General features: G+C 51.7%; 15 protein-coding genes. 9 read left to right on the top strand and 6 right to left on the bottom strand.

The genetic code is table 11. From position 1 onward, the window contains the following. Positions 1-22: 22 nt before the first annotated feature. The 3 genes from nudE to ACFODX_RS02660 all read left to right on the top strand — a co-directional run bounded on the left by nudE (position 23) and on the right by ACFODX_RS02660 (position 1,939). The gene (gene nudE / locus ACFODX_RS02670) at positions 23-619 is read left to right on the top strand and encodes an ADP compounds hydrolase NudE (RefSeq protein WP_378115789.1); all 597 of its coding nucleotides are present in this window, start codon (positions 23-25) and stop codon (positions 617-619) included. Further along, positions 609-1,478, top strand: a complete 870-nt coding sequence (gene cysQ, locus ACFODX_RS02665) for a 3'(2'),5'-bisphosphate nucleotidase CysQ (protein ID WP_378115787.1) — start codon at positions 609-611, stop codon at positions 1,476-1,478. Before nudE ends, cysQ begins: the two co-directional genes overlap by 11 nt. A 245-nt stretch (positions 1,479-1,723) precedes the next feature. Then, entirely contained in the window at positions 1,724-1,939 is a 216-nt protein-coding gene (locus ACFODX_RS02660; protein ID WP_168172450.1) for a hypothetical protein, read from the top strand. A gap of 47 nt (positions 1,940-1,986) precedes the next feature. Here the strand turns inward: ACFODX_RS02660 and ACFODX_RS02655 are convergent, their stop codons facing one another. From ACFODX_RS02655 to moaA, 3 genes are all read right to left on the bottom strand, one after another. Continuing rightward, the gene (locus tag ACFODX_RS02655; protein WP_378115784.1) at positions 1,987-3,993 is read right to left on the bottom strand and encodes a putative bifunctional diguanylate cyclase/phosphodiesterase; all 2,007 of its coding nucleotides are present in this window, start codon (positions 3,991-3,993) and stop codon (positions 1,987-1,989) included. A gap of 311 nt (positions 3,994-4,304) precedes the next feature. Continuing rightward, on the bottom strand, positions 4,305-4,820 hold the full coding sequence (gene moaB / locus ACFODX_RS02650; RefSeq protein ID WP_378115782.1) for a molybdenum cofactor biosynthesis protein B: 516 nt from the start codon (positions 4,818-4,820) through the stop codon (positions 4,305-4,307). 156 nt (positions 4,821-4,976) lie between these two features. After that, the gene (gene moaA, locus ACFODX_RS02645) at positions 4,977-6,017 is read right to left on the bottom strand and encodes a GTP 3',8-cyclase MoaA (protein WP_378115780.1); all 1,041 of its coding nucleotides are present in this window, start codon (positions 6,015-6,017) and stop codon (positions 4,977-4,979) included. A gap of 505 nt (positions 6,018-6,522) precedes the next feature. Between moaA and cobA the strand changes: the two genes are divergently transcribed. The 6 genes from cobA to ACFODX_RS02615 all read left to right on the top strand — a co-directional run bounded on the left by cobA (position 6,523) and on the right by ACFODX_RS02615 (position 14,015). Then, complete coding sequence (cobA, locus tag ACFODX_RS02640; RefSeq protein ID WP_378115778.1) at positions 6,523-7,392, top strand: uroporphyrinogen-III C-methyltransferase; 870 nt, start codon at positions 6,523-6,525, stop codon at positions 7,390-7,392. Positions 7,393-7,473: 81 nt separating this feature from the next. Further along, positions 7,474-10,014, top strand: coding sequence for a nitrite reductase large subunit NirB (gene nirB, locus ACFODX_RS02635; RefSeq protein ID WP_378115776.1), 2,541 nt, complete (start codon positions 7,474-7,476; stop codon positions 10,012-10,014). A 156-nt stretch (positions 10,015-10,170) separates the two neighbouring features. Next, positions 10,171-10,503, top strand: coding sequence for a nitrite reductase small subunit NirD (gene nirD, locus ACFODX_RS02630; RefSeq protein WP_378115774.1), 333 nt, complete (start codon positions 10,171-10,173; stop codon positions 10,501-10,503). A gap of 267 nt (positions 10,504-10,770) precedes the next feature. Further along, the gene (locus tag ACFODX_RS02625) at positions 10,771-12,126 is read left to right on the top strand and encodes a PAS domain S-box protein (RefSeq protein WP_378115772.1); all 1,356 of its coding nucleotides are present in this window, start codon (positions 10,771-10,773) and stop codon (positions 12,124-12,126) included. Between the two features lie 213 nt (positions 12,127-12,339). Then, positions 12,340-12,828, top strand: coding sequence for an ester cyclase (locus ACFODX_RS02620; RefSeq protein WP_378115770.1), 489 nt, complete (start codon positions 12,340-12,342; stop codon positions 12,826-12,828). Between the two features lie 71 nt (positions 12,829-12,899). Then, a complete protein-coding gene (locus ACFODX_RS02615) occupies positions 12,900-14,015 on the top strand; it encodes a hypothetical protein (RefSeq protein WP_378115768.1) in 1,116 nt (371 codons plus the stop codon). Between the two features lie 46 nt (positions 14,016-14,061). On the opposite strand, the gene ACFODX_RS02610 is transcribed toward ACFODX_RS02615, so the two are convergent. The 3 genes from ACFODX_RS02610 to argH form a co-directional block, all read right to left on the bottom strand. After that, positions 14,062-16,965 carry a class I adenylate cyclase gene (locus ACFODX_RS02610; RefSeq protein WP_378115766.1) on the bottom strand — a complete coding sequence of 968 codons (2,904 nt, stop codon included), beginning with the start codon at positions 16,963-16,965 and terminating at the stop codon, positions 14,062-14,064. A 5-nt stretch (positions 16,966-16,970) separates the two neighbouring features. Beyond that, complete coding sequence (locus tag ACFODX_RS02605; RefSeq protein ID WP_378115764.1) at positions 16,971-19,094, bottom strand: PAS domain-containing hybrid sensor histidine kinase/response regulator; 2,124 nt, start codon at positions 19,092-19,094, stop codon at positions 16,971-16,973. Positions 19,095-19,339: 245 nt separating this feature from the next. After that, positions 19,340-20,737: an argininosuccinate lyase gene (gene argH / locus ACFODX_RS02600; RefSeq protein ID WP_378115762.1), complete on the bottom strand. Its 1,398-nt coding sequence runs from the start codon at positions 20,735-20,737 to the stop codon at positions 19,340-19,342. Positions 20,738-20,777 lie beyond the last annotated feature (40 nt).

Below are 20,777 nucleotides of genomic sequence, written 5' to 3'. Positions count from 1 at the left end.
ATTCAGACTGCCCTTATCGCCTATGCCCAATAAACCCAGTATTTTCAAGCGCGCCACCGTAGCGCGCAGCCGGTTGTTCCGCGCCGATGAAATCCACTTGCGCTTTAGCAATGGCGAGGAGCGCACCTATGAAAAACTCTGCACCGGCGGCCCGGGCGCGGTGCTTATTGTACCCCTGCTGGATGAAAATACGGTGCTTTTGGTGCGTGAATATGCGGTCGGGATTGAGGATTACCACCTCGCTTTACCCAAAGGCGCCATCGATCAGGGCGAAAGCCTGCTGGAGGCTGCCAACCGCGAATTGAAGGAAGAGGTGGGTTACGGCGCGCGCAAATTGCAGTTCCTGAAAAAAATTAACCTCTCGCCAGCCTATATGGAACACGGCATTAATATTGTGCTCGCCTGGGACTTATACGCGCAGCGCCTTGAAGGCGATGAACCTGAGCCGATTGAAGTGGTGCCTTTCCCGCTCGCGGATTTGCTGCAGTTGATTATGCGCCCCGATGTGTGTGAGGGCCGCAGTATTGCCGCACTTTTTATGGCGCGCGAGTGGCTTGCCGGGCGCCTGCAAGTAGACTCACCGCTGGTGACACCGGAGGCTCCTGGCCATGGACAATAACCCTATTAGCCTACAGCTGATTGAGCAACTGGTTGACCTTGCGCGCCGCGCTGGCGAGGCGATTATGGTCGTTTACAACCAGCAGGAAGGTTTTGCCGTTACCCACAAGTCCGATGAATCGCCACTGACTGCGGCCGATACCGCCGCGCACACAGTGATTGCAGCGGGGCTGCCCCAACTGTTGGATTTGCCGATTATCTCCGAGGAGGCCGAGCTGCCGGATTTTACCGACCGCCAGCACTGGCACAGCTACTGGCTGGTTGATCCGCTGGATGGCACCAAGGAATTTATTGCCCGCAATGGCCAGTTCACGGTGAATATTGCGCTGATCCATAACGGCCGCGCCATGCTTGGCATAGTGCACCAACCCACCACCGATACCGGCTATATCGGTGTACTTAGCGCCCAGCAGCCCGCTTGGGTTGGCGCCTGGAAATACCAGGGCGATCAGGCGCCCCACCCGATTCGGGTGCGCAGCTTGCAGGAGCGCGCCGCGCAACAACAACCCCTGACACTCTTGCTCAGCCATCGCCACGGCACCCAGGCCACGGTGGATTTGTTGGATGCCATCAAACAGCGTTGGCCGGGGCCAATTGAAACCAGCAACGCGGGCAGTTCACTGAAGTTTTGTGTGATCGCAGAAGGCCTGGCTGATTTTTACCCGCGCCTCGCGCCCACCTCCGAGTGGGATACCGCAGCGGCACAAGCGGTGCTGGAAGCGGCGGGTGGTGCCGTGGTGGAGGCAACTGTGGGGTTGCCCCCGCTCCAGTACAACAGCCGCGAAGATATCCTCAACCCACATTTTTATGCGCTGGGTGATTGCCGTTTTGATTGGGCCGGGTTGCTGCAAAAGGTGTAAGCAAGCAGCCTATTACCCCCCAGTGGCGCCGGGGCTTTGGCAGCTATCCACGCGGATAGGTGTATCTTTTATAACCAATCTGCCCTGCAGCCGATAAGAAAATATTCTAAGTCGCGCACTGTTGCCGCCATGCATCTGCGCTAGTCTTCCCCTTAGGGCTTGGCCTTTAACGGGCGCTTGGGCGCGTACTGCGCTTGTGGCGCGTTTAATTGCTCAGAATGAGTGTTTCTTAGGGAGTGTTAACAATGAGACGGCAAAGTAAAAACCTGAAAGCGGATTTTAATGTCAATCGCACAGATTTAATGCGCGATAAATTGATCCGTGAAATTTCCGACTATGAGCGCCAGCTTGCCGAGTTAAAACTCAATGGCAACAAAGTGGATTTCACCATGATCCAGACCTACAAGGATTTGATCAGCGCGCGGCAGGATATGCTGCGGCGCTTGCCCGTCCACTATTGATTCCCCCATTCACACTTTTCTATTTCTTTCGTCTACTTCGCTTCATGTCAGGCGGAGCGCGGCTGCGGATTGCCCAAGGTGTAGCGCGGGTCCATAAACTCTGGCGACAGGGTTTGGCCCGGCGCTAGCGATTGGCCCTGTAAGCAGGCAGCGCTTACCAGTTTGTTGTTGAGGGCAGAGGTTTTGCGGCCATTGACTGCATGCAGCGGTTTAATGTGGATGCCACCGTTTGGGCGCTGGCTTTTGCGATCCAGCCAGCCCTGCGCATCGCTAAATGGCATGGGGCGATGGATAAAATAACCCTGCACCTGGTCGCAATTCAGTTCGCGCAAACAGCCGATTTGCTCAAAGGTTTCAGCACCTTCCGCCACCACCGTCAAACCCAGCGCATGGGCGATGGAGACAATGCCTTGGGTGATATCCCAATCCACCCGATTGCCGGGCAGGTCGGCCACAAAGGAGCGATCGATTTTGATGATATCCAGCGGCAGGCGTTTGATGTAAGTGAGCGAGGCATAGCCGGTGCCAAAATCATCCACCGCCATACGTGCACCCAAATCGCGGCAGCGCAGCATAATCCGTTTGGCGCGCTCCAAATCCTCCAGCATGGCGGTTTCGGTAATCTCGATAATGAGCGCTTTGCCAAACCCCGGGTGGCGTTCGCAGAGGTTTTGCAGCTCCAGTAAAAATGAGGGGTGCAAAAAGTGGCGCGGTGAAATATTGATGTGAATGTCGGGTGCAAAATCGCCCCGGTTCCAGAGTTTCATCTGGCGCGCCGCCTCGCGCAGTACCCAGTTGCCTACACGGTATTCCAGGTCGCCACGGGCCGCTTCAAAGGCCTGGATCAGCGGGCCAGCGCTAATGACTTCACCATCGGGCTTGCACCAGCGCAGCAGTGCTTCAAAACCCACCAGCGATAAATCCTGCAGGTGGCAAATAGGCTGATACCAGAGCTGCAATTCGCTGCGCTCCAGCGCGCCTTCCACATCGACGATGGAAATCAGTTGCTCCTGCGGTAGTGTCGCTTTAACCGAGGCGCGCTGATAGCGGTCGCCGCCCTGGCTTTTGGCCAGATACATGGCGGCGTCGGCTTTGCGCATCAAGCTGATTTCGTCCTCCCCATCCTGTGGTGCCAGCACCACACCGATACTGCCACTCAGTCGCCCGCGTTTGCGCCCGCTGCCATAGGGCACCCGCAAGGCCTGCAAAAAGCGCTTGGCCAGCAACTCGATATGGGCCTGGTCGCACTCGGCAATAATCAGGAATTCATCGCCGCCTAAACGCCCTAATTGGTCGCCTTTGCGCATCACATCCCCCAGGCGCTGGGCGACATCGCGCAAGAGCAGGTCGCCAGTTTCATGACCCCAGTGGTCATTGGCGGCCTTGAGGCCATCGACATCGATAAAAAACAACGCAAAACCGCGCTGGTAGCGACGCAGGTTTTCCAGGCTGTGATCCAGGCAGTCCAGAATGCCGCGGCGATTGAGCAGTTTGGTGAGTGGGTCGATAGTCACCAGCGAGCGCAACTGGGCTTCCAGCTGTTCGCGGTGGCAGGCTACGGCAATTTGGCTGGCAATCCGCTCGGCCAATGCCAGCAGTTGGGGCGATACCTCGGCGCATTTATCGGTGTGTTTAAACCAGGAGGAGGCGATAACCCCCAGCACTTTGTCGGAGGAGATAAGCGGAATCACCAGGTTGGATTGCAAACCGGCGTTGACCAACTGCGGAATAGCATCGCTCGCGGTGGCGTAATCGCGGGTGAATATACTGCGTTTATTGGCCAGCGCCTGGCCTGAAATACCCTGGCTTGCACTGAAGCGGAAGCCTTTGAAGGCACTCAATAAATGCTGGTGTTCACCTTCAAATAATTTGTATTCAAAGGTCTGGCTTTCTTCATCCAGCAAAATCAGGGCGGTGCCATCGGCATCCAGCAGTGTGCGCACGGCGGCAGCGGCTTTTTTAAAAAATAATTGGAAATCCGGTTCAAGGGTTAGCGCATCCATGGTGGCCAGCAACGAGGGCACAGCGGTGTCTAACAGTAAGGAGTGGTTCATGGAGGCACGCTCATAAATACATCAAAAAGCGCCAAGTCGCTTGGCAGTCCCATTTAGTCATGAGAATGATCTGTCTGAGCAATTAGCTTGCCAGCTGCGATGTTTCGATCATATTTATGCTATTTGATTGGTTTTTACAGGCGGTGCCCCGGTTTTGGCCGGCGTCTTCCCCGGGATGACTGGGTTTTATAAAAAAACTGGTATGCAAGATGAGCCCGGCTCCCTATTTGGGAGCGGGGTTTATGGCGTCTGGCGCAGCATTGGTGCAATATTTTGTGCCACAAACCAAAAATATGCGCCAAAAAGAGGGCTTAAGTTGCCAAGCGCAGCTGGCCGACAAAATTACAGGGGCGATGGCGGGCATCCAGCTGGTCTTTAATGATCTTCTCCCAAGCGGTGGTGCAAGCGCCGGTAGAGCCGGGCAGGCAGAAAATCAGGGTGCGATTGGCAAGGCCGGCGGTAGCGCGGGATTGAATGGTAGAGGTGCCAATCTCTTCAAAAGACACCTGACGAAACAATTCACCAAAGCCGACTACGGTTTTATCAAATAACGGAGTGACTGCCTCCACTGTAGAGTCGCGCCCCGCAAAACCGGTGCCGCCGGTAATCAACACTACCTGCGCTTGCGGTTCGACAATCCAGTTGGAGAGCGCGGCGCGGATTTGGTAGATATCGTCAATCACCAGTTTGCGGTCGTGCAGTCTGTGGCCTGCGGCGAGTAGCAAATCCTGCAGTTTTTGCCCTGAAGTATCGGTCTCCAAATTGCGGGTGTCAGATACAGTCAGGATGCAGATATTGAGCGGTTCAAATTCTTTTTGTGCGGACATATTTTTTCCTCGTTAGTTAACCCCCTCCCCCTTGTTAAGGGGAAGGAGCTACCCCCTCCCAACCTCCCCCTTCAAAAAGGGGAGGAGCAGTTACTCCCTCCCCTGACAAGGGGAGGGTTGGGGTGGGGTTATAGGATTTGTGAGGGGTTATGGGGACTAGCCCCCCGTCATATTCATAAACCGCACAATTTGCGGTTCGTCGTTGCTAAGGTCAAAGGTGTGTTTTTCGGGTTTGTGTTGCATGGCGTTGATAATCGTCTGGCGCAGCTCCGTTTCCGAGTAGTGCGCGCTGCGCAGTTGCGCGCGCAAATCCACGCTGTTTTCCTGCCCCAGGCACAACAATAAACGGCCCGTAGCGGTGACGCGCACGCGGTTGCAACTGCCGCAAAAATTGCTGGAGTGGGGCGAGATAAATCCTATCCGGCTCGTGTAACCGGCGGCTTGCCAATAGCGCGCGGGGCCCGCGTGATGGCTGTTATGCGTGTCGCTTGCCAGCGGGCTGAGCTGAAACGGCGACAGCTGGTTGCGCAGCTCTTCACTGCTAATAAATTCCGCCGCGCGCCCGTGATCGTTAATGCGCCCGAGCGGCATCTCCTCGATAAAACTGATATCTAGCCCCTCATCCAAGGCAAAACGTACCAGTGCCGGCACTTCATCCGCGTTGTAATGTTTGAGCGCTACGCAGTTGAGTTTGATGCGTTTAAAACCTGCCGCCTGCGCCGCTTTAATCCCGGCCAGCACCTGATTGAGATCGCCAAACCGGGTGAGCTGGCGAAACCGCGCCGGGCTAAGGCTATCCAGGCTGATATTAATACGCGCCACGCCCGCATCTTTAATCGCTTGGGCATATTGGGGTAGGTGGGTGCCGTTGGTGGTCAGGCAGAGCTCGCGCAAACCGGGTAGTTGCCCCAGGTTTTCCAACAGGCGAATACTGCCCTGGCGCACCAGGGGTTCGCCGCCGGTAATACGCAGTTTGCTTACGCCCAGGGCGACAAACGCGGCGCCCAGTTGGGTGAACTCTTCAATGCTCAGCACTTCGCGGCGCGGCAGGAACTGCATTTCCTCCGCCATACAATAAACGCAGCGCAGGTCGCAGCGGTCAGTCACTGACAAACGGACGTAGTTAATAGTACGGCCAAAGCTATCAATGAGCGGCCCGGAGCCGTGCGATGAGATAGTCGAATCAACAAGAGCCATATATAGAAGGTGTTCCCTGAATTGCGAGGCAAAAGCCTGAGGGCATAGCGACTCTAGCTAGCTGGAGTCAGTCGTTCAACACATCTGCCATTCAAAGCCTGTTCCAAAATGGTGATTTTGCACAGTGTAAACCGCGGTAGCCAGCTTGCAGGCATTTTTTCCACGCAAAATTGATCTCGATCATAGTGCGCCATTCCCTCCAAAATCGGTAGAAAAATAAAAATGTCTGATATTGGTGCGGGGTGCACCATCACTTTGTTTTTTATTGGTGCGTTTTTGCAAAATCAAAATTTTTCATTTTGCATTTATCTGGTGCGCATCTGCACCATTAAAAATCACAAAACCTGTTTGATGCCAGTCGATAAAACCGCTGGGTTCTTGATTGATTTTTCGAGTGCATCGCTAAACATATGAATTAAAAAGAAAAATAAATTATTTTTTTAAAAATCAGGTTGTGGCATTGGCTTTGCAATTCCCTGTTTGTAAACAACAGGCAGGTGATGTCATGAACAATTTCTTTAAAGCGAGTGTGCAAGTTCTTCCTTCCGCGCTGGTAAAAACACCCGGCGCAAAAAAAACAGGCAGACATACACCCGGCGACAAAACCACAGGCAAGGTTTGGTTAGTTGGCGCCGGCCCCGGCGATGCCGAACTCTTAACGCTGAAAGCCCTGCGCGCGATCAACAACGCCGACATTATTTTTTATGATTACTTGGTCAGCGAAGATATTCGCGCACTTTTTCCCTCCCACATTCCTGCGCACTATGTTGGCAAAGCAAAAAACCAGCACAGCATAAAGCAGGAAGATTTAAATCAATTATTAGTCACTCAAGCGCAGGCGGGTTTAAACGTATGCCGCATTAAAGGTGGTGACCCTTTTGTGTTTGGTCGCGGCGGTGAAGAGCTGCTGGAGCTGCGTAGCGCCGGTATTGATGCCGAAGTGATTCCCGGAATTACCTCGGCATCGGGGTGCAGCACTTATGCGGATATTCCGCTCACCCATCGCGGTTTGTCACAGGGTTGCACCTTTGTTACCGGCCACGCCGAAAAAAGTTTGGATGTGAATTGGGCTGCGCTCGCACAACTCAATCACACCCTGGTGTTTTACATGGGGCTGACCCGCGCCGATGAGATTGCCGCGCAGTTATTAGCGGGTGGTTTGGCTGCCGATACACCGGTGGCAATTATCGAAAACGGCTGCCGCAAAGACCAGCGCGACATTATTTCTGATTTGCACGATTTTCCTGCGGCAGTGGTGCGTGAGCAGGTGCAATCGCCCGCGCTGATTATTGTGGGTGAAGTGGTGCGCATGAAAGCGCAATTGCAAGCGCAAATCTGGCAGCACAGCAGCGCAGAAAGTTTGCTGTTGGCCTGACACCAGGCAAAAAGTTTACAACCGGTTAGTAACACATTAAGTCAAAAGACATTGATAAGCGCGTAATAACGTGAGGCATATATGAAGAAGCGTATTGTTGTAGTGGGTAACGGCATGGTAGGGCACAAGTTTATCGATAATTTGGTAAACCACGCCGCTGCAGAGCAATATCAGGTAGTGACTTTTTCCGAGGAGCCGCGCCTTGCTTACGACCGCGTGCAGCTCTCCAAATATTTTTCCGGCTCGACCGCCGACGATTTGATGTTAACCAGTGAAGATTATTACCACGAAAAATCAGTCGAATTTATTTTGAAAGATAAAGTGGTTGATCTGGATATTGAAAACAAAGAAGTGATTACCGCCTCGGGCCGTCGCGAAGCTTACGATCAATTAATCCTGGCGACTGGCTCCTTCCCGTTTGTGCCACCCATCCCCGGCAATAACGGTGAACACTGTTTGGTGTATCGCACCATTGAAGATCTGGAAGCCATCACCCGCTCGGCGAGCGTGAGTAAAGTCGGTGTTGTCGTGGGGGGCGGCCTGCTCGGTTTGGAAGCGGCAGCGGCATTAAAAGCAGCGGGCCTTGAAACCCACGTGGTGGAATTTGCACCGCGTTTAATGGCAGTGCAATTGGATGAAGGTGGCGGAAAATTATTGCGCCGCAAAATTGAAGCCATAGGCGTAAAAGTTCACACCCAAAAAGCCACTACCGAAATTGTGGCGGGCAGCGAAGCGCGCTACCGAATGAATTTTGCCGATGGCAGCCATTTGGAAACCGATATGATTTTGTTCTCTGCCGGTATTCGCCCGCAGGATGAACTCGCGCGCAAATGTGGTTTGGGAGTGGGTGAGCGCGGCGGCATTGTGGTGGACAACAACTGCCAAACCACCGTGAAAGATATTTACGCCATTGGTGAATGTGCGCTGTGGAACAATCGCATTTTTGGTTTGGTGGCGCCCGGTTACCAAATGGCAAAAGTGGCTTTGTCGCACATCACCGGTGGCAGCGAACAATTTATGGGTGCGGATATGAGCACCAAATTAAAATTGCTCGGCGTAGATGTCGCCTCCATTGGCGATGCCCACGGCAACACCCCCGGTTCACTCAGCTACACCTACAGCAACGATGTGGATGAAGTCTACAAACGTTTAATTGTATCGGCCGACAATAAAAAATTGTTGGGTGCAGTATTGGTGGGCGATGTAGAAGCCTACGGCACATTGCAACAAATGTGCGTGAATGGAATGGATTTGCCGGAAGACCCCAACTGTTTGATTTTGCCCAATGTTGATGGCGCCGGCATGGCAATAGGTGTGGATGCACTGCCAGAAACAGCAATGATCTGTTCCTGTTTTGATGTGAGTAAAGGTGCAATTTGTTGCGCTGTGCAAGACGGTGCACGCACCATGGGTGACATTAAAGCTATCACCAAAGCTTCCACCGGTTGTGGTGGTTGTAGCGCGCTCACCAAACAAGTAATGGATGCTGAACTCACCAAATTGGGGGTGGAAGTCAGCAACCATATTTGCGAACACTTCCCGCATTCGCGTCAGGAATTGGCAGACATAGTGCGCATCAAACAAATTAAATCTTTTGATCATTTGCTCGATGAACACGGCCATGGTTTGGGGTGTGAAATTTGTAAGCCGGCAGTGGCTTCAATTCTTGCCGCATTCTGGAATGAATATGTGTTGGATGAAAAACACATCGGCCTGCAAGATACCAACGATATTTTCCTCGGCAATATGCAAAAAGACGGCACCTATTCGATTGTACCGCGTGTCGCCGGTGGTGAAATTACTCCGGAAAAATTAATTGTGCTTGGCCAAGTCGCGAAAGAGTACAAGCTCTACACCAAAATTACTGGCGGCCAGCGTATCGATTTATTTGGTGCGCAATTGCATCAGCTGCCAGCGATTTGGAAAGTGTTAGTGGACGCTGGGTTTGAAACCGGCCATGCCTACGGCAAATCCCTGCGCACAGTGAAATCCTGTGTGGGCAGCACCTGGTGTCGCTACGGCGTGTTGGATTCGGTGGGCATGGCGATTGAATTGGAAAATCGCTACAAGGGTGTACGTGCGCCGCACAAAATAAAATTTGGTGTGTCGGGGTGTACGCGCGAATGTGCCGAGGCGCAATCCAAAGATTTTGGTGTTATCGCGACAGAAACCGGCTGGAGTTTGTACGTCTGTGGTAACGGCGGTATGCGTCCGCGTCACGCGGATTTATTTGCCACCGGGTTGGATGATGTGACGCTAATTCAATACATCGACCGCATCATGATGTTCTACATCCGCACGGCAGATCGCCTGCAACGCACTTCGGTGTGGATGGAAAATATGGAAGGCGGTTTGGCTTACCTGAAAAAAGTGGTGATTGATGATGCGCTCGGTTTGTGCGGCGAATTGGAAGCGCAAATGGCTTACAACATCAGCCAGTACCAGTGTGAATGGAAAACCACGGTGGAAAACGAAACACTGCAAAAACGTTTCAAACATTTTATTAATTCCAATGCGACTGACAGCAACCTCGCTTATGTAGTGGAGCGCGATCAAATTCGCCCCGCCACCGCTGAAGAGCGCGGCAGCAGCAGTATTCAATTTGTGGAATTGGTGGATTAATTCATAACCCCACCCTAACCCTCCCCTTGAAAATGGGAGGGAGTAATAACCCCGCCTCTTCCCCCTTCAAAAAGGGAGGGGGCAAATTCCTCCCCCGGCCAAGGGGGATGTTAGGAGGGGTTGCGAGCAAAAAATTTATTTTTAGCGAGAAATATCATGAGCGAAAAACCCTGGATTAGTGTGTGCGAGTTAGATGATTTATTGCCCGACACCGGCGTCTGTGCCTTGGTCAATCAACAGCAAGTGGCGATTTTTCGCTCGCGCCGGTTAAACGAAATTTTTGCGATCAGTAACTATGATCCGGTGGGTGAAGCCAATGTGTTGTCGCGCGGCATTATTGGTTCTATTGGCGATGAAGTCGTCGTTGCATCGCCCCTCTACAAAGAGCACTACAACTTGCGCACCGGGGAATGTTTGGAAAAACCGGAATATCAAGTAACGGTATTTCCCGTGCGGGTAGATGACGGCTTGGTACAGGTGCAGGCCTGATTCCTGCCCGGATTCACGACTGCACAAGGCAGGCGATAATTTGTCTGCCGGGTGCTGTCGGCAAGATGTTGTTTATTGTTAGTGAAGTGTTATGAGTTCTCTCCCCTCTTCTTCGACTGCTTCATGAGTCGCTTCCACGGGCAAATCATGTGATTTGCCCTTTTTTGTTGCCGGGTGTTTAGCGGGCGCAAACATAGCTATTGCCGGGGCCAATCGAGTAAAATTTGCCGGGATTTACCCCGCCGTTTTTTTGATGAGACCCATTCCATGAGACAAGCCCTGGTATTTAGTGCCCTCGCCAGCCTGAGTTTTAGTGCCTACGCCGATATATTTGCGGTATTCCGCGAGGAGGACGGCAGCACCCGCTGGCAATACGTGGCCAATACCAGTGCCAGTGTGTTGATTCTGACCCTGCTGGTGGTGCTGTTTTTCCTTATCCGCGCCCACTTGCGTGCGGTGCGCTCCAACCGCGCCTTAACGGAGATTAAAGCCACACTGGAAGAGCGCGTGGCAGATCGCACGGCTGAACTGCAAGAGCGCGAGGCCTATATCGCCAGCATAGTGAATTCCATGCCGGTAATGCTGATTGGTTTGAACCAGCAATTGGAAATCACCCAGTGGAACAAAAAAGCGGAAGAAGTTACCGGTCGCCCACTGCGCGATGTGATCGGCACCAACCTCTGGAAAGTCTACTCGGCGATTACCCTGACCGAAGCGCAGGTTAAAGCGGTATTGGAGTCGGGCGAGACAATGAATATCAAACATGCGCAGCCGGGCCAATACAGTTTTGATATCACCCTCTACCCGCTGGATAAACAGGACGACACCGGCATAGTGATTTTGATTTCCGACGTGACCAAACAAGTCAACGCGGAAAATAAATTGGCCGAGCGCGACAAGGTTTCCGCCATGGGCGAATTGGCCTCGGCGATGGTGTACGACATCAGCCTGCCGATTAACAGTATTTTTGCGCGTGTATCCAGTGCGCGGCAGGAGTTGGAAGCGGCAGACTTGGGCGAGGTAAAAGAATTTTTATTAAATGAAGTGGAAGCCGTGCGTCAAAGTGCGCAGCAAGCCACAGCGATTGCGCAAAATTTATTAGAGTTGGCCAGTAGTCATCACAACGACAAACAAACTGCCGCCATAGCGCCGATCATGGATCACAGCATTGAATTGGCGAGCCACCTGTTTACCGACCCGCAAGGCCTGGCTTTCCGCCAAATAAATATTCGCCGCAATTACGCCGCCAATTTGCCCGAGATTCCCTGCTTCCCTGCAGAATTGGCACAGGTATTTGTGCGCCTTATGCGCAATGCGTTTTACGCCCTGAATGCAAAACACTGGGACGATAACAACAAACCCTGGATCAATATTGAAATCAGCGAATTTTACGATTCACTCTGGATCAAACTCGCCCACAACGGCAAATGTTTAACCGAGGAAGAACAGCTGGATATTTTCCAGCCCTACTTTGCAATGAACAGCCACCCGGAAACCTGCCCGGTGGAACAGCGTTTGTCCTATTCCTATTTTATTATTTCCCATCACCACCGCGGCCAAATGGTCGTCACCTCCGACGAACAAAACGGCACTTGTTTTAATATCCAGTTGGCATTGGTGTAAACAATCAGCGCGCTGTTTGATGTTTAAAAAGGCTCCGATTGGAGCCTTTTTTGTTTCTGCTGACCCGTCCTGAATAAATTATCCCTTCCCGAATAAAGTTGATTCTATTCGAGCTTTATCTGCTTGACCTTATCCTGATGGCAAGGTTCAGACTAATTCTGGCCTGTTTCTAACGGGCTTGAATATTCATTTCCAAATGCTGAGGAGTTTGGTATGCAACAGCATCAATCCCTAAACGCCGAAATAGATAGATTTTTGCAAGGAGCACTGGAGGGTTCGGATGCACATTTTGAACGTTATGTTAGTGAGTCTGTAAGTTGTTGGGGTTTCCCGGAGTTCAATCCTGCCAGCCGCCACGAATTTAAAGGATTTTTTAATTTGCTCACCGATGTATTTGCCAGCGCCAGTTTTACCGTCGATCAACTATTAACTAGCGGAAATGAAGCCTTGGCCAGCTTTTCTATTAGCGGCATTCATCATGAAGAGTTTCTCGGGTTAAAAGCAACAGGCTGCCTATTGTCCATGCGCGGGCGATTATTAATGCGGATCAAGGAAGGGCGCATCAATCAATCTTGGATGTATGACAAAAGTGTGCAACTGATCACTCCGGCTGGTTTGCGATTTGTTTTGCAAGCGGTAGCCGATGTGCCCGCGCCGTTGCATACAGTGCATGGAGTGTTGTGTCACCCATCAATCCGGTGACAAAAACCAGCTAGCGTGCAGAATATTTTGTGAAACAATAGCTGTCATATTAAAAAACGATGGCTGGATTCATGACAGAACAACGCTTAATGAAGGATGGTCTTGGCCCTGCGGCTATTGCGCGCATAGGTAAAAGTCTGGCGCAGGTGGTGCCGCAGTTTAATGCGCGGCAGTTTCAGCGGGATGCAGAGCAGGGGCTTGAGCCTCTGGAATTAAAAGCGCGGGTGCATCACCTGATTGAGGTATTGCATCGCCACTATGATTTGCCGTTTAAAAAACTCAGCCGCTATTTGCAGGATTTGCCCGAGGTGTGGGACAGGGGCAGTGCGGCGGACAACAAAGCGGCTTTTGCCGCTTGGCCGCTCATTGATTATGTTGCCGTGCACGGGCTGCAGCACCCCAGGGAGGCGCTGCAAACCCTGGAAAAACTCACGCCTTTATTCAGCGCGGAATTTGCTATTCGCCCCTTCATTCAAGCGCACACAGAGTTAACCTACGCCCAATTATTGGACTGGTGTGAACACCCCTCTGAACATGTAAGGCGTTTGGCTTCCGAAGGTTCGCGCCCGCGTTTGCCCTGGGGCATGCGCCTGCCGCAATTTATTCAAAACCCTGAACCCTTAAAAAATATTTTGCAGCAATTAAAAGCGGACGACAGTTTGTATGTGCGCCGCTCGGTGGCCAACAATTTAAATGACATCAGTAAAGATAATCCGGAGTGGATGCTGCAGCTGTGCAAAAGCTGGGTGGCAGATAAACATGTGCATACGGATTGGATTGTAAAACATGCGCTGCGCAGTTTAATTAAAGCGGGAGATGCGCGCGCGTTTCCGCTCTTGGGTTACAGCGCGACCAACCACGCTATTAAATGTACTTTGGAATTGGATAAAAAATCCCTTAGGCTGGGCGAATCACTGGCGTTTAGCTGTACGCTCAGTGGTGGCAGTAGCGAACAAGCGTTGGTGGTGGACTACCTGATTTATTTTATGAAAGCCAATGGCCGCCTCGCGCCCAAAGTATTCAAGTTAAAAAATATTTGCTGGGGTGACAGCGCCACACTGGTTATTAATAAAAGCCACGGATTTAAACCCATTACTACACGGCGTTATTACAGCGGTGAACATCAGTTAGCGATTCAGGTAAATGGTAAAGAAGTTGCGCGCCAATCGTTTTATTTATCGCTCTAATCCAACGCTGACAATATGGTGTGTAGTTGCGGCGCTAGTCCAAGGTTTAGAGTGCTGCCAGAGCGCTATTTAATTTTGCCTCCAGCTCTGCTTTTAAACGTAAATAGTGCCCCAGTTGTAAGCCGGTTTGCTGGGCGAGAGTATCCTGGCATAGCGATAAATCCAGGTCGGTAATGTAGGCAGGGTAGCGCTCCCCTTGCTGGCGTCGCTGCATAATGTAATTAGCCACTGCGCCAAATAAATTATCGCCATAGCTGAAGCTTGAAAATTCTTGCTCATCGCAAAAGAAGGTGTAAGTTAATTGCTGGTCACTATCAACTTCAGCAATCACTTTGATATTAATAAAATTCAGTTTGGCCCAATCTTTTTGCAGTTGACGCGGTTCAGCAATGGCCTGTTGTAATTTGGTATTGCCGATAATTTCATAAATCAGAATATTTTTAGTGTCGTGATCCTGTGGCTGGTTCTGATTGCCCAGCAGTTGACGCCGCAGGGCGGTGCTAATAAAACCAACCAGTGGGCGCAGCAGTGTCTGTTGGTTGTGAAACGGCGCGCTGCTCACAAATACCGAGCCGCGCTCGTCAATCACGGTGATCCGGGCTGTGTCTGCACCCAATTGGTAAAACAAATAAACACCGGGTTTTGTTGCAGTTTCGCAAATTAAACGCAAGGCTTTATCGCGCAGCGCATAGCGATCCATCACAATCGGGCTGTAGTCACTCTGTGCCTGGCCCAAACGCTCCAGCAATTTTTCATAGCTGTTAAAACGTTGGATTTGCGGCAGCTGCTGAACGAACTGGAATAATAAATATTCATCGCCCACCTCCAGCAAATAGCGGCTGGCGCGCGGCCGGGTGCCGGAATAAAAACAGCTGATTAAATCCCGCCACAGCTCGGTCAGGCGTTGGCTAATGTTATTGCCTTGGCTACTGCTAAAACAGCGAATGCTTAATTCGGGCAAGCTAAAGGGTTTTCCCGGTGAAAATAATCGGAAGTAGTACAGCAGGCAATTCACCAGCGCATCCGTTGCGTAGTGACGGCATACCAACTCACCCCATGAGTTCATGTGAATGACATCGGCATTAATCATCAGGTTTTCACGCAAGCCACTGTAGCCCAGCGCATCACGTTGATTGGTCAGCATTTGCATGCCTTTTTTATGTAGCTCCGCTTGGGGTTCAACACCGGTATTAATAATCAGCAAGATTTTTTCAATGCTGGCAGGGCGGGTGAACTGCTCATGTTCAATGTGAATGGGCAGTGGCAGCCAGTGTTGTAAGGCCTGGATAAGTTGCTGCTTCTGGCTGTGGGAAAAGCCCATTTCGCTGCCCAGAATATCAATTTTGGTGTGCGACTCCAGAATTTGGTTGGCGTGACACCAAAGCAATAATTCCACCAGGCTGCGCGAGCGTTTTATCGGCGTGATATCAATGTAGCGCTGCACCACTTCTTGTTGGCTGCCGCGGATTAATTGCCAATTTTTTTCCACCGTGGATTTTTCATCTGCAGATTTTTCCTCGCGCATAAAACACAGTGCGTCTTCGCTAATGTCGCGTGAAATACCGGGGTTAATCAGTTCCACCTTGCCCGCTTTGCGCTCAAAAGCGGCGTGGAGTTTGCGCCCCAAAATCATTAATTCATCATTGCGAATCGCAATTTCATCGCGATGCTGGTTGCTCAATTCATTCAGCAGGCGATAGCTGTGGTTTAATTCGTTGACCAGCAGTGCGCGCTCCTGCATCACCTGGGGAGCTTTCCAGTAAGCGCGATCATCCAACAGGTGTATTTGCGCTTTGCTCCACGACCAGTCGGCAACCAGTTTTTCCAATAACACGCGCTGCCAGGATTTTTTCCGGTTATTGCTGGTGCGCGACAGGGCTTTATTTACTTTGAAATAAAAACAGCGGCGAATCAGCTCCAGTCGCTGCAGTTGCTGGTGTTGTTGTAAATACTGTGCAATGCGCTGGTAGACCATGACATAGGGATCAAGGTAATCCGCATCGGGTTCAGCGGCGTAAATCGCGCGTTTTAATTCCAGTGCCAAAGGTTCAGCGGCGGGTATGGCAATGTCTTGATCGGCAGTGTGGCTGGCGTAAACCTCAAGCAGCATGAGTTTGAGTACAGATTTATAGGGTGATTCAATCGCTTTGTATAATTGCCACACACCAGCGCCAATAAATTCATTGGGCGGTATGTCCGGCAGGCCGCCAAAATCGATCACATCCTGAGCTTTGAGAAAGCGGCGGCCCAATAATTTTTCGCGGAATTCACTGTAGTCGCGCTCACGCGAGGCGGGGATAAACCACCAGAGTGGAACCTTCCCTGCCAACCATAAACCGGTGCGATAAAATTCATCCAGTAATAAATAATGTTGCGCCGAGCCGCTGGCTTCGCTGCTTAATCCCTGGTGGCGCTGCTGTGAAAATTCCTCAGCATTCATTAAAAAGAAATGCACTTCCAAATGAATTTGCTGCGCAGCCCAATTGCTGATCAATGTGCATTTGCGCTCCAGCTCCGGCAGGCTGGGAAAATCGCCAGCCAAACTGTGGCAGATCCAGACATCCAAATCGCTGGAATCGCTTTGTGCAATAGTGCCGACACTGCCCATAATAAATAGCGCATCTATCTGGCAATTTTTTTCGGTGAGATCGCGCTGGTAGTTGAAACTGCGTGCAATAATTTTGGCGTAACGCAGTTGTTCCGCCGCGGGCGAAAATTGGTAAACCCCCGCTGGAGTATTGTGCGATACATAACCCGGCAGCATGGGGTGATTAACGTGAAATAACAGCGGTAATAATTGCAGGAATTGTTGCTGCCGCTCCGAGAGCGCGGCGCAGGTGCGTGTATAGCGCTGCTGATTTAAATTCAGAAATCGCTGTTTGAGTTGCGTGAGTTGTTTGCGGTCTACACCTTCGTCTATATCGTGAATATTAATCGGGCGTGAAAACATAAGCGTCAGCGTGAGAGCGGGTCATTGGTAACTGTGTGGGCGCGCAGGATATCCGCCAGGGTAGTGTAAAGTAATTCCGGGTTCACCGGTTTGGACAAATATCCATCCATCCCCGCGGACAAACAGCGCTCGCGGTCACCGCGCATGGCTTGCGCCGTTACCGCAATAATGGGGATGTGCGCGTTAGCGGTTATGGCGCCCGCGCGGATGTTACGCGTAGCTTCTATGCCATCCATCTCCGGCATTTCCAGATCCATTAATATCGCCGCATAAGGCTGTTTGGCGCTGGCCAATAATTCCAGTGCCTCAATACCATTGGCGGCTATATCGCAGCTGATGTGTTTCTTTTTCAGAATGCCTCGCAGCACCTGTTGATTCACCAGATTGTCTTCTGCAATCAGCACATGAATATGCTCCAGCAGGGCATTTAATTCCTGGTCACTGTTAATTGGCGGAGTAATTTCCTGCAGCGATTGCTCCTGCAAAATGGTTTGGCCAATAGCATCAAACAGGCGCGACTCACTGACTGGCTTGCTTAAAAACTCATCCACCAATACAGCATTGGGATCGCTGCTGGACATTTCATCGCGATGGTAAGCAGAAATTAAAAATACCCAGGGTTTGTGTCGCAGTACTAGCTCATTTTTTATTTTGCCGGTGAGTTGCAAACCGTTCATACCCGGCATGCGATAGTCGAGCAATACAAAATGGTAGGGCTGGCCGTACTGGTCCGCCTGACGAATGCGCTCCAGGGCATTGAGTGCGCTGTCTTCTTCATCCACCTGTAAATGAATGCTGCGCGCGGTACTGGCGATAATAGTGCGCGCAATGGTGTTGTCATCCACAATCAGCGCGCGCAGGTTGTGCAGTTGACGCGGTGTATGCAACAGCGCTTTTTCACCCAAGTGGCTGTGTTCGAGCATCACACTAAAACTGACCTTGCAGCCTTTGTTGGGGTTGGACTCTATGGCAAACCGGCCCTGCATCAAATGCACCAGGTGGCTGCAGATACTCAAGCCGTAAATATTTTTATCGCTCAGCACATGGTTTTTGTTAAACACCAGCTGGGATTTAATCTCGGCCAATTGTTTGTGGTTAATGCCTACGCCCTTATCCTCCACGGTAAATTCAAGCATTACCTGACGATGGGTTTGGCGTGTTTTGGTAACCCGGACAATCACTTGATCAGTGTGTGAATACTGAAATGCATTATTAATTAAATGCCCAAGAATTTGACTCAAGCGCGAAGCATCGCCGCGCAAAAAACGCGGCACGTCGGCTTTGATGTCATACACAATATTAACGTTTCGGTGCAGCGCGCTGACTTCAAACAGGCGCGATAATTTTTCAAATAATTGTTCGATATCAAAATGTGCGTATTCCAGAATGACCCGGCCCGCTTCGATTTTGGAAAAGTCGAGCAGCTGATTAATGATTTGCAAAAGCGAATCAGCAGCTGAATTCATACTGGTGAGGTAGCTTTGTTGCTGTTCATCCAACGGCGTGTCTTGCAGTAAATAACCTGTGCCCAGAATGGCGTTCATCGGCGTGCGAATTTCATGGCTGACGCGCGCGAGAAATTCGCTTTTGGTTTTATTGGCAAGATCGGCCTGGGCTTTGGCGCTGAGTAAATCTTCGCGGGTTTTTATAAAATCGCTAATATCGGTATTGATACCCACACAGCGGGTAGCGCGGCCCTGTGCGTCAGGCTCAAAGAATTTGCATTTGGCGTGCACCCAAATAATTTCACCACTGCGGTGCAACATGCGGCACTGCAAGTGCACTGACTCGCGGTGATTATCCAGCGCCGTCTGGTATTCGGTAAGCAGGTTGGGCAGGTCATCGGGGTGAACAAAATAATCGCGCAGGGTATCCAGATTGCCGGGCAGGTCGCCGTAGTCATAACCCAGCATACGCAGGTAGCTGCGATTGAAATAAATCTTGCCGCTCGGAATATGCCAATCCCAAAGGCCATCGTTGGTGGCCTCCATCGCATATTGGTAGCGGGTATCGCTATCGACCATCGCCTGTTGTTGCAGTTTTAGCGCGGCGAGTTCGTCCTCCAGCAGCCGGATTCGGGCCGCCAGTGCTTCTTCAGCGCTTCCTGAATGAGGGGAATGTTCACTCATGTCCCTTACCTGTACCTCTCGGTGGCCCGGCAACAACAGTAACTGCCAGATATTCAGCCTAGTTCAACTTTGAATGAATACCAGCCTTGGCGGTTGAGTGTGTCGTTTTTGGCGACAGGTGGCGACGACATAAGCTCAGGGATAGCGCGATCTGAAGTCAGCAATAAATGCCTGATAAAAACCAGCGGTAATAAAAAAGCCGCCCCGGAAAGGAGCGGCTTTGAGGGACAACAATGGGCCGACGGTTAACGACCGGCAAGGCTCGCTTTAGCGCGCTCAACCGCCGCTTTTACCTGCGCCGGCGCAGTGCCGCCGATGTGGTTGCGTGCGGCGACTGAGCCTTCCAGCGTTAGCACATCAAATACATTGGCTTCGATCACGCTGGAGAACTGTTGCAGTTCGTCCAAGGTCATTTCGGACAAGTCTTTGTTGGTCTGCACACCGTAGGCCACTGACTTACCGACGATTTCATGGGCATCGCGGAAAGGCACGCCTTTGCGTACCAGATAATCCGCGAGGTCGGTCGCGGTGGAGAAGCCGCGTTTGGCGGCTTCGTACATTTCCGCTTTGCGCGGCTGGATTGCAGGCACCATGTCGGCGAAGGCGCGCAGGCAGTCTTTGACGGTATCAATCGCGTCGAATACCGGCTCTTTGTCTTCCTGGTTGTCCTTGTTGTAGGCCAAGGGCTGGGATTTCATCAGCGTCAACAGCGCAATCAAATGACCGTTCACGCGCCCGGTTTTACCGCGCACCAGTTCAGGCACGTCGGGGTTTTTCTTCTGCGGCATGATGGAGGAGCCGGTGCAGAAGCGGTCGGGCAGGTCGATGAATTTGAATTGCGATGAAGTCCAGAGCACCAGCTCCTCGCTCATGCGCGACATGTGCGTGAGCAGGATGCTGGCAAAGGCGCAGAATTCGATGGCAAAGTCGCGGTCGCTCACCGAGTCCAGTGAGTTCTCGGTGGGTGCTTCAAAGCCGAGCAGTTGCGCGGTGTAGGCGCGGTCAATCGGGTAGGTAGTACCGGCGAGAGCAGCAGCGCCGAGTGGCAAATAATTCATGCGCTTGCGGCAATCCAGCAAGCGGCCGTAGTCGCGCTGCAGCATTTCAAACCAGGCGAGTATGTGATGGCCAAAGGTCACCGGTTGCGCAGTTTGCAAATGGGTAAAACCGGGCATGATGGTATCGGTATTGGCCTCGGCCAATTGCAGCATGCCCTGTTGCAGGCGGGTGAGTTCTTTGGCGATAGCATCGATTTCGTCGCGCATATACAGGCGTATGTCGGTCGCGACTTGATCGTTGCGCGAGCGGCCGGTATGAAGCTTTTTACCGGTGATGCCAATGCGTTGGGTGAGCAGCGCTTCGATGTTCATGTGTACATCTTCCAGGCTTACCGACCAGGTGAATTTACCGGCGACGATTTCCGCGCGAATCTCTTCCAGCCCCGCGATGATTTGATCGCGCTCGGCCTCGGTCAATACACCCACCTTGGCGAGCATGGTGGCGTGGGCGATAGAGCCGTTGATGTCGTGGTGATAGAGGCGGTAATCAAAACCGATGGACGCGGTAAAACGCTCGACAAAGGCATCTGTCGCTTCGCTGAAGCGGCCGCCCCAGGGTTTGATGGGCTGATCGTTTTGGCTCATGAGGAAGTGTCCACAAACTAGAAATAATGAAAGAGATGAC

The sequence above is a fragment of the Cellvibrio fontiphilus genome (assembly GCF_042646205.1).
In the GTDB taxonomy this organism is placed as follows: Bacteria; Pseudomonadota; Gammaproteobacteria; order Pseudomonadales; family Cellvibrionaceae; genus Cellvibrio; species Cellvibrio fontiphilus_A.
This window is presented reverse-complemented; position numbering and strand designations above follow the sequence as displayed.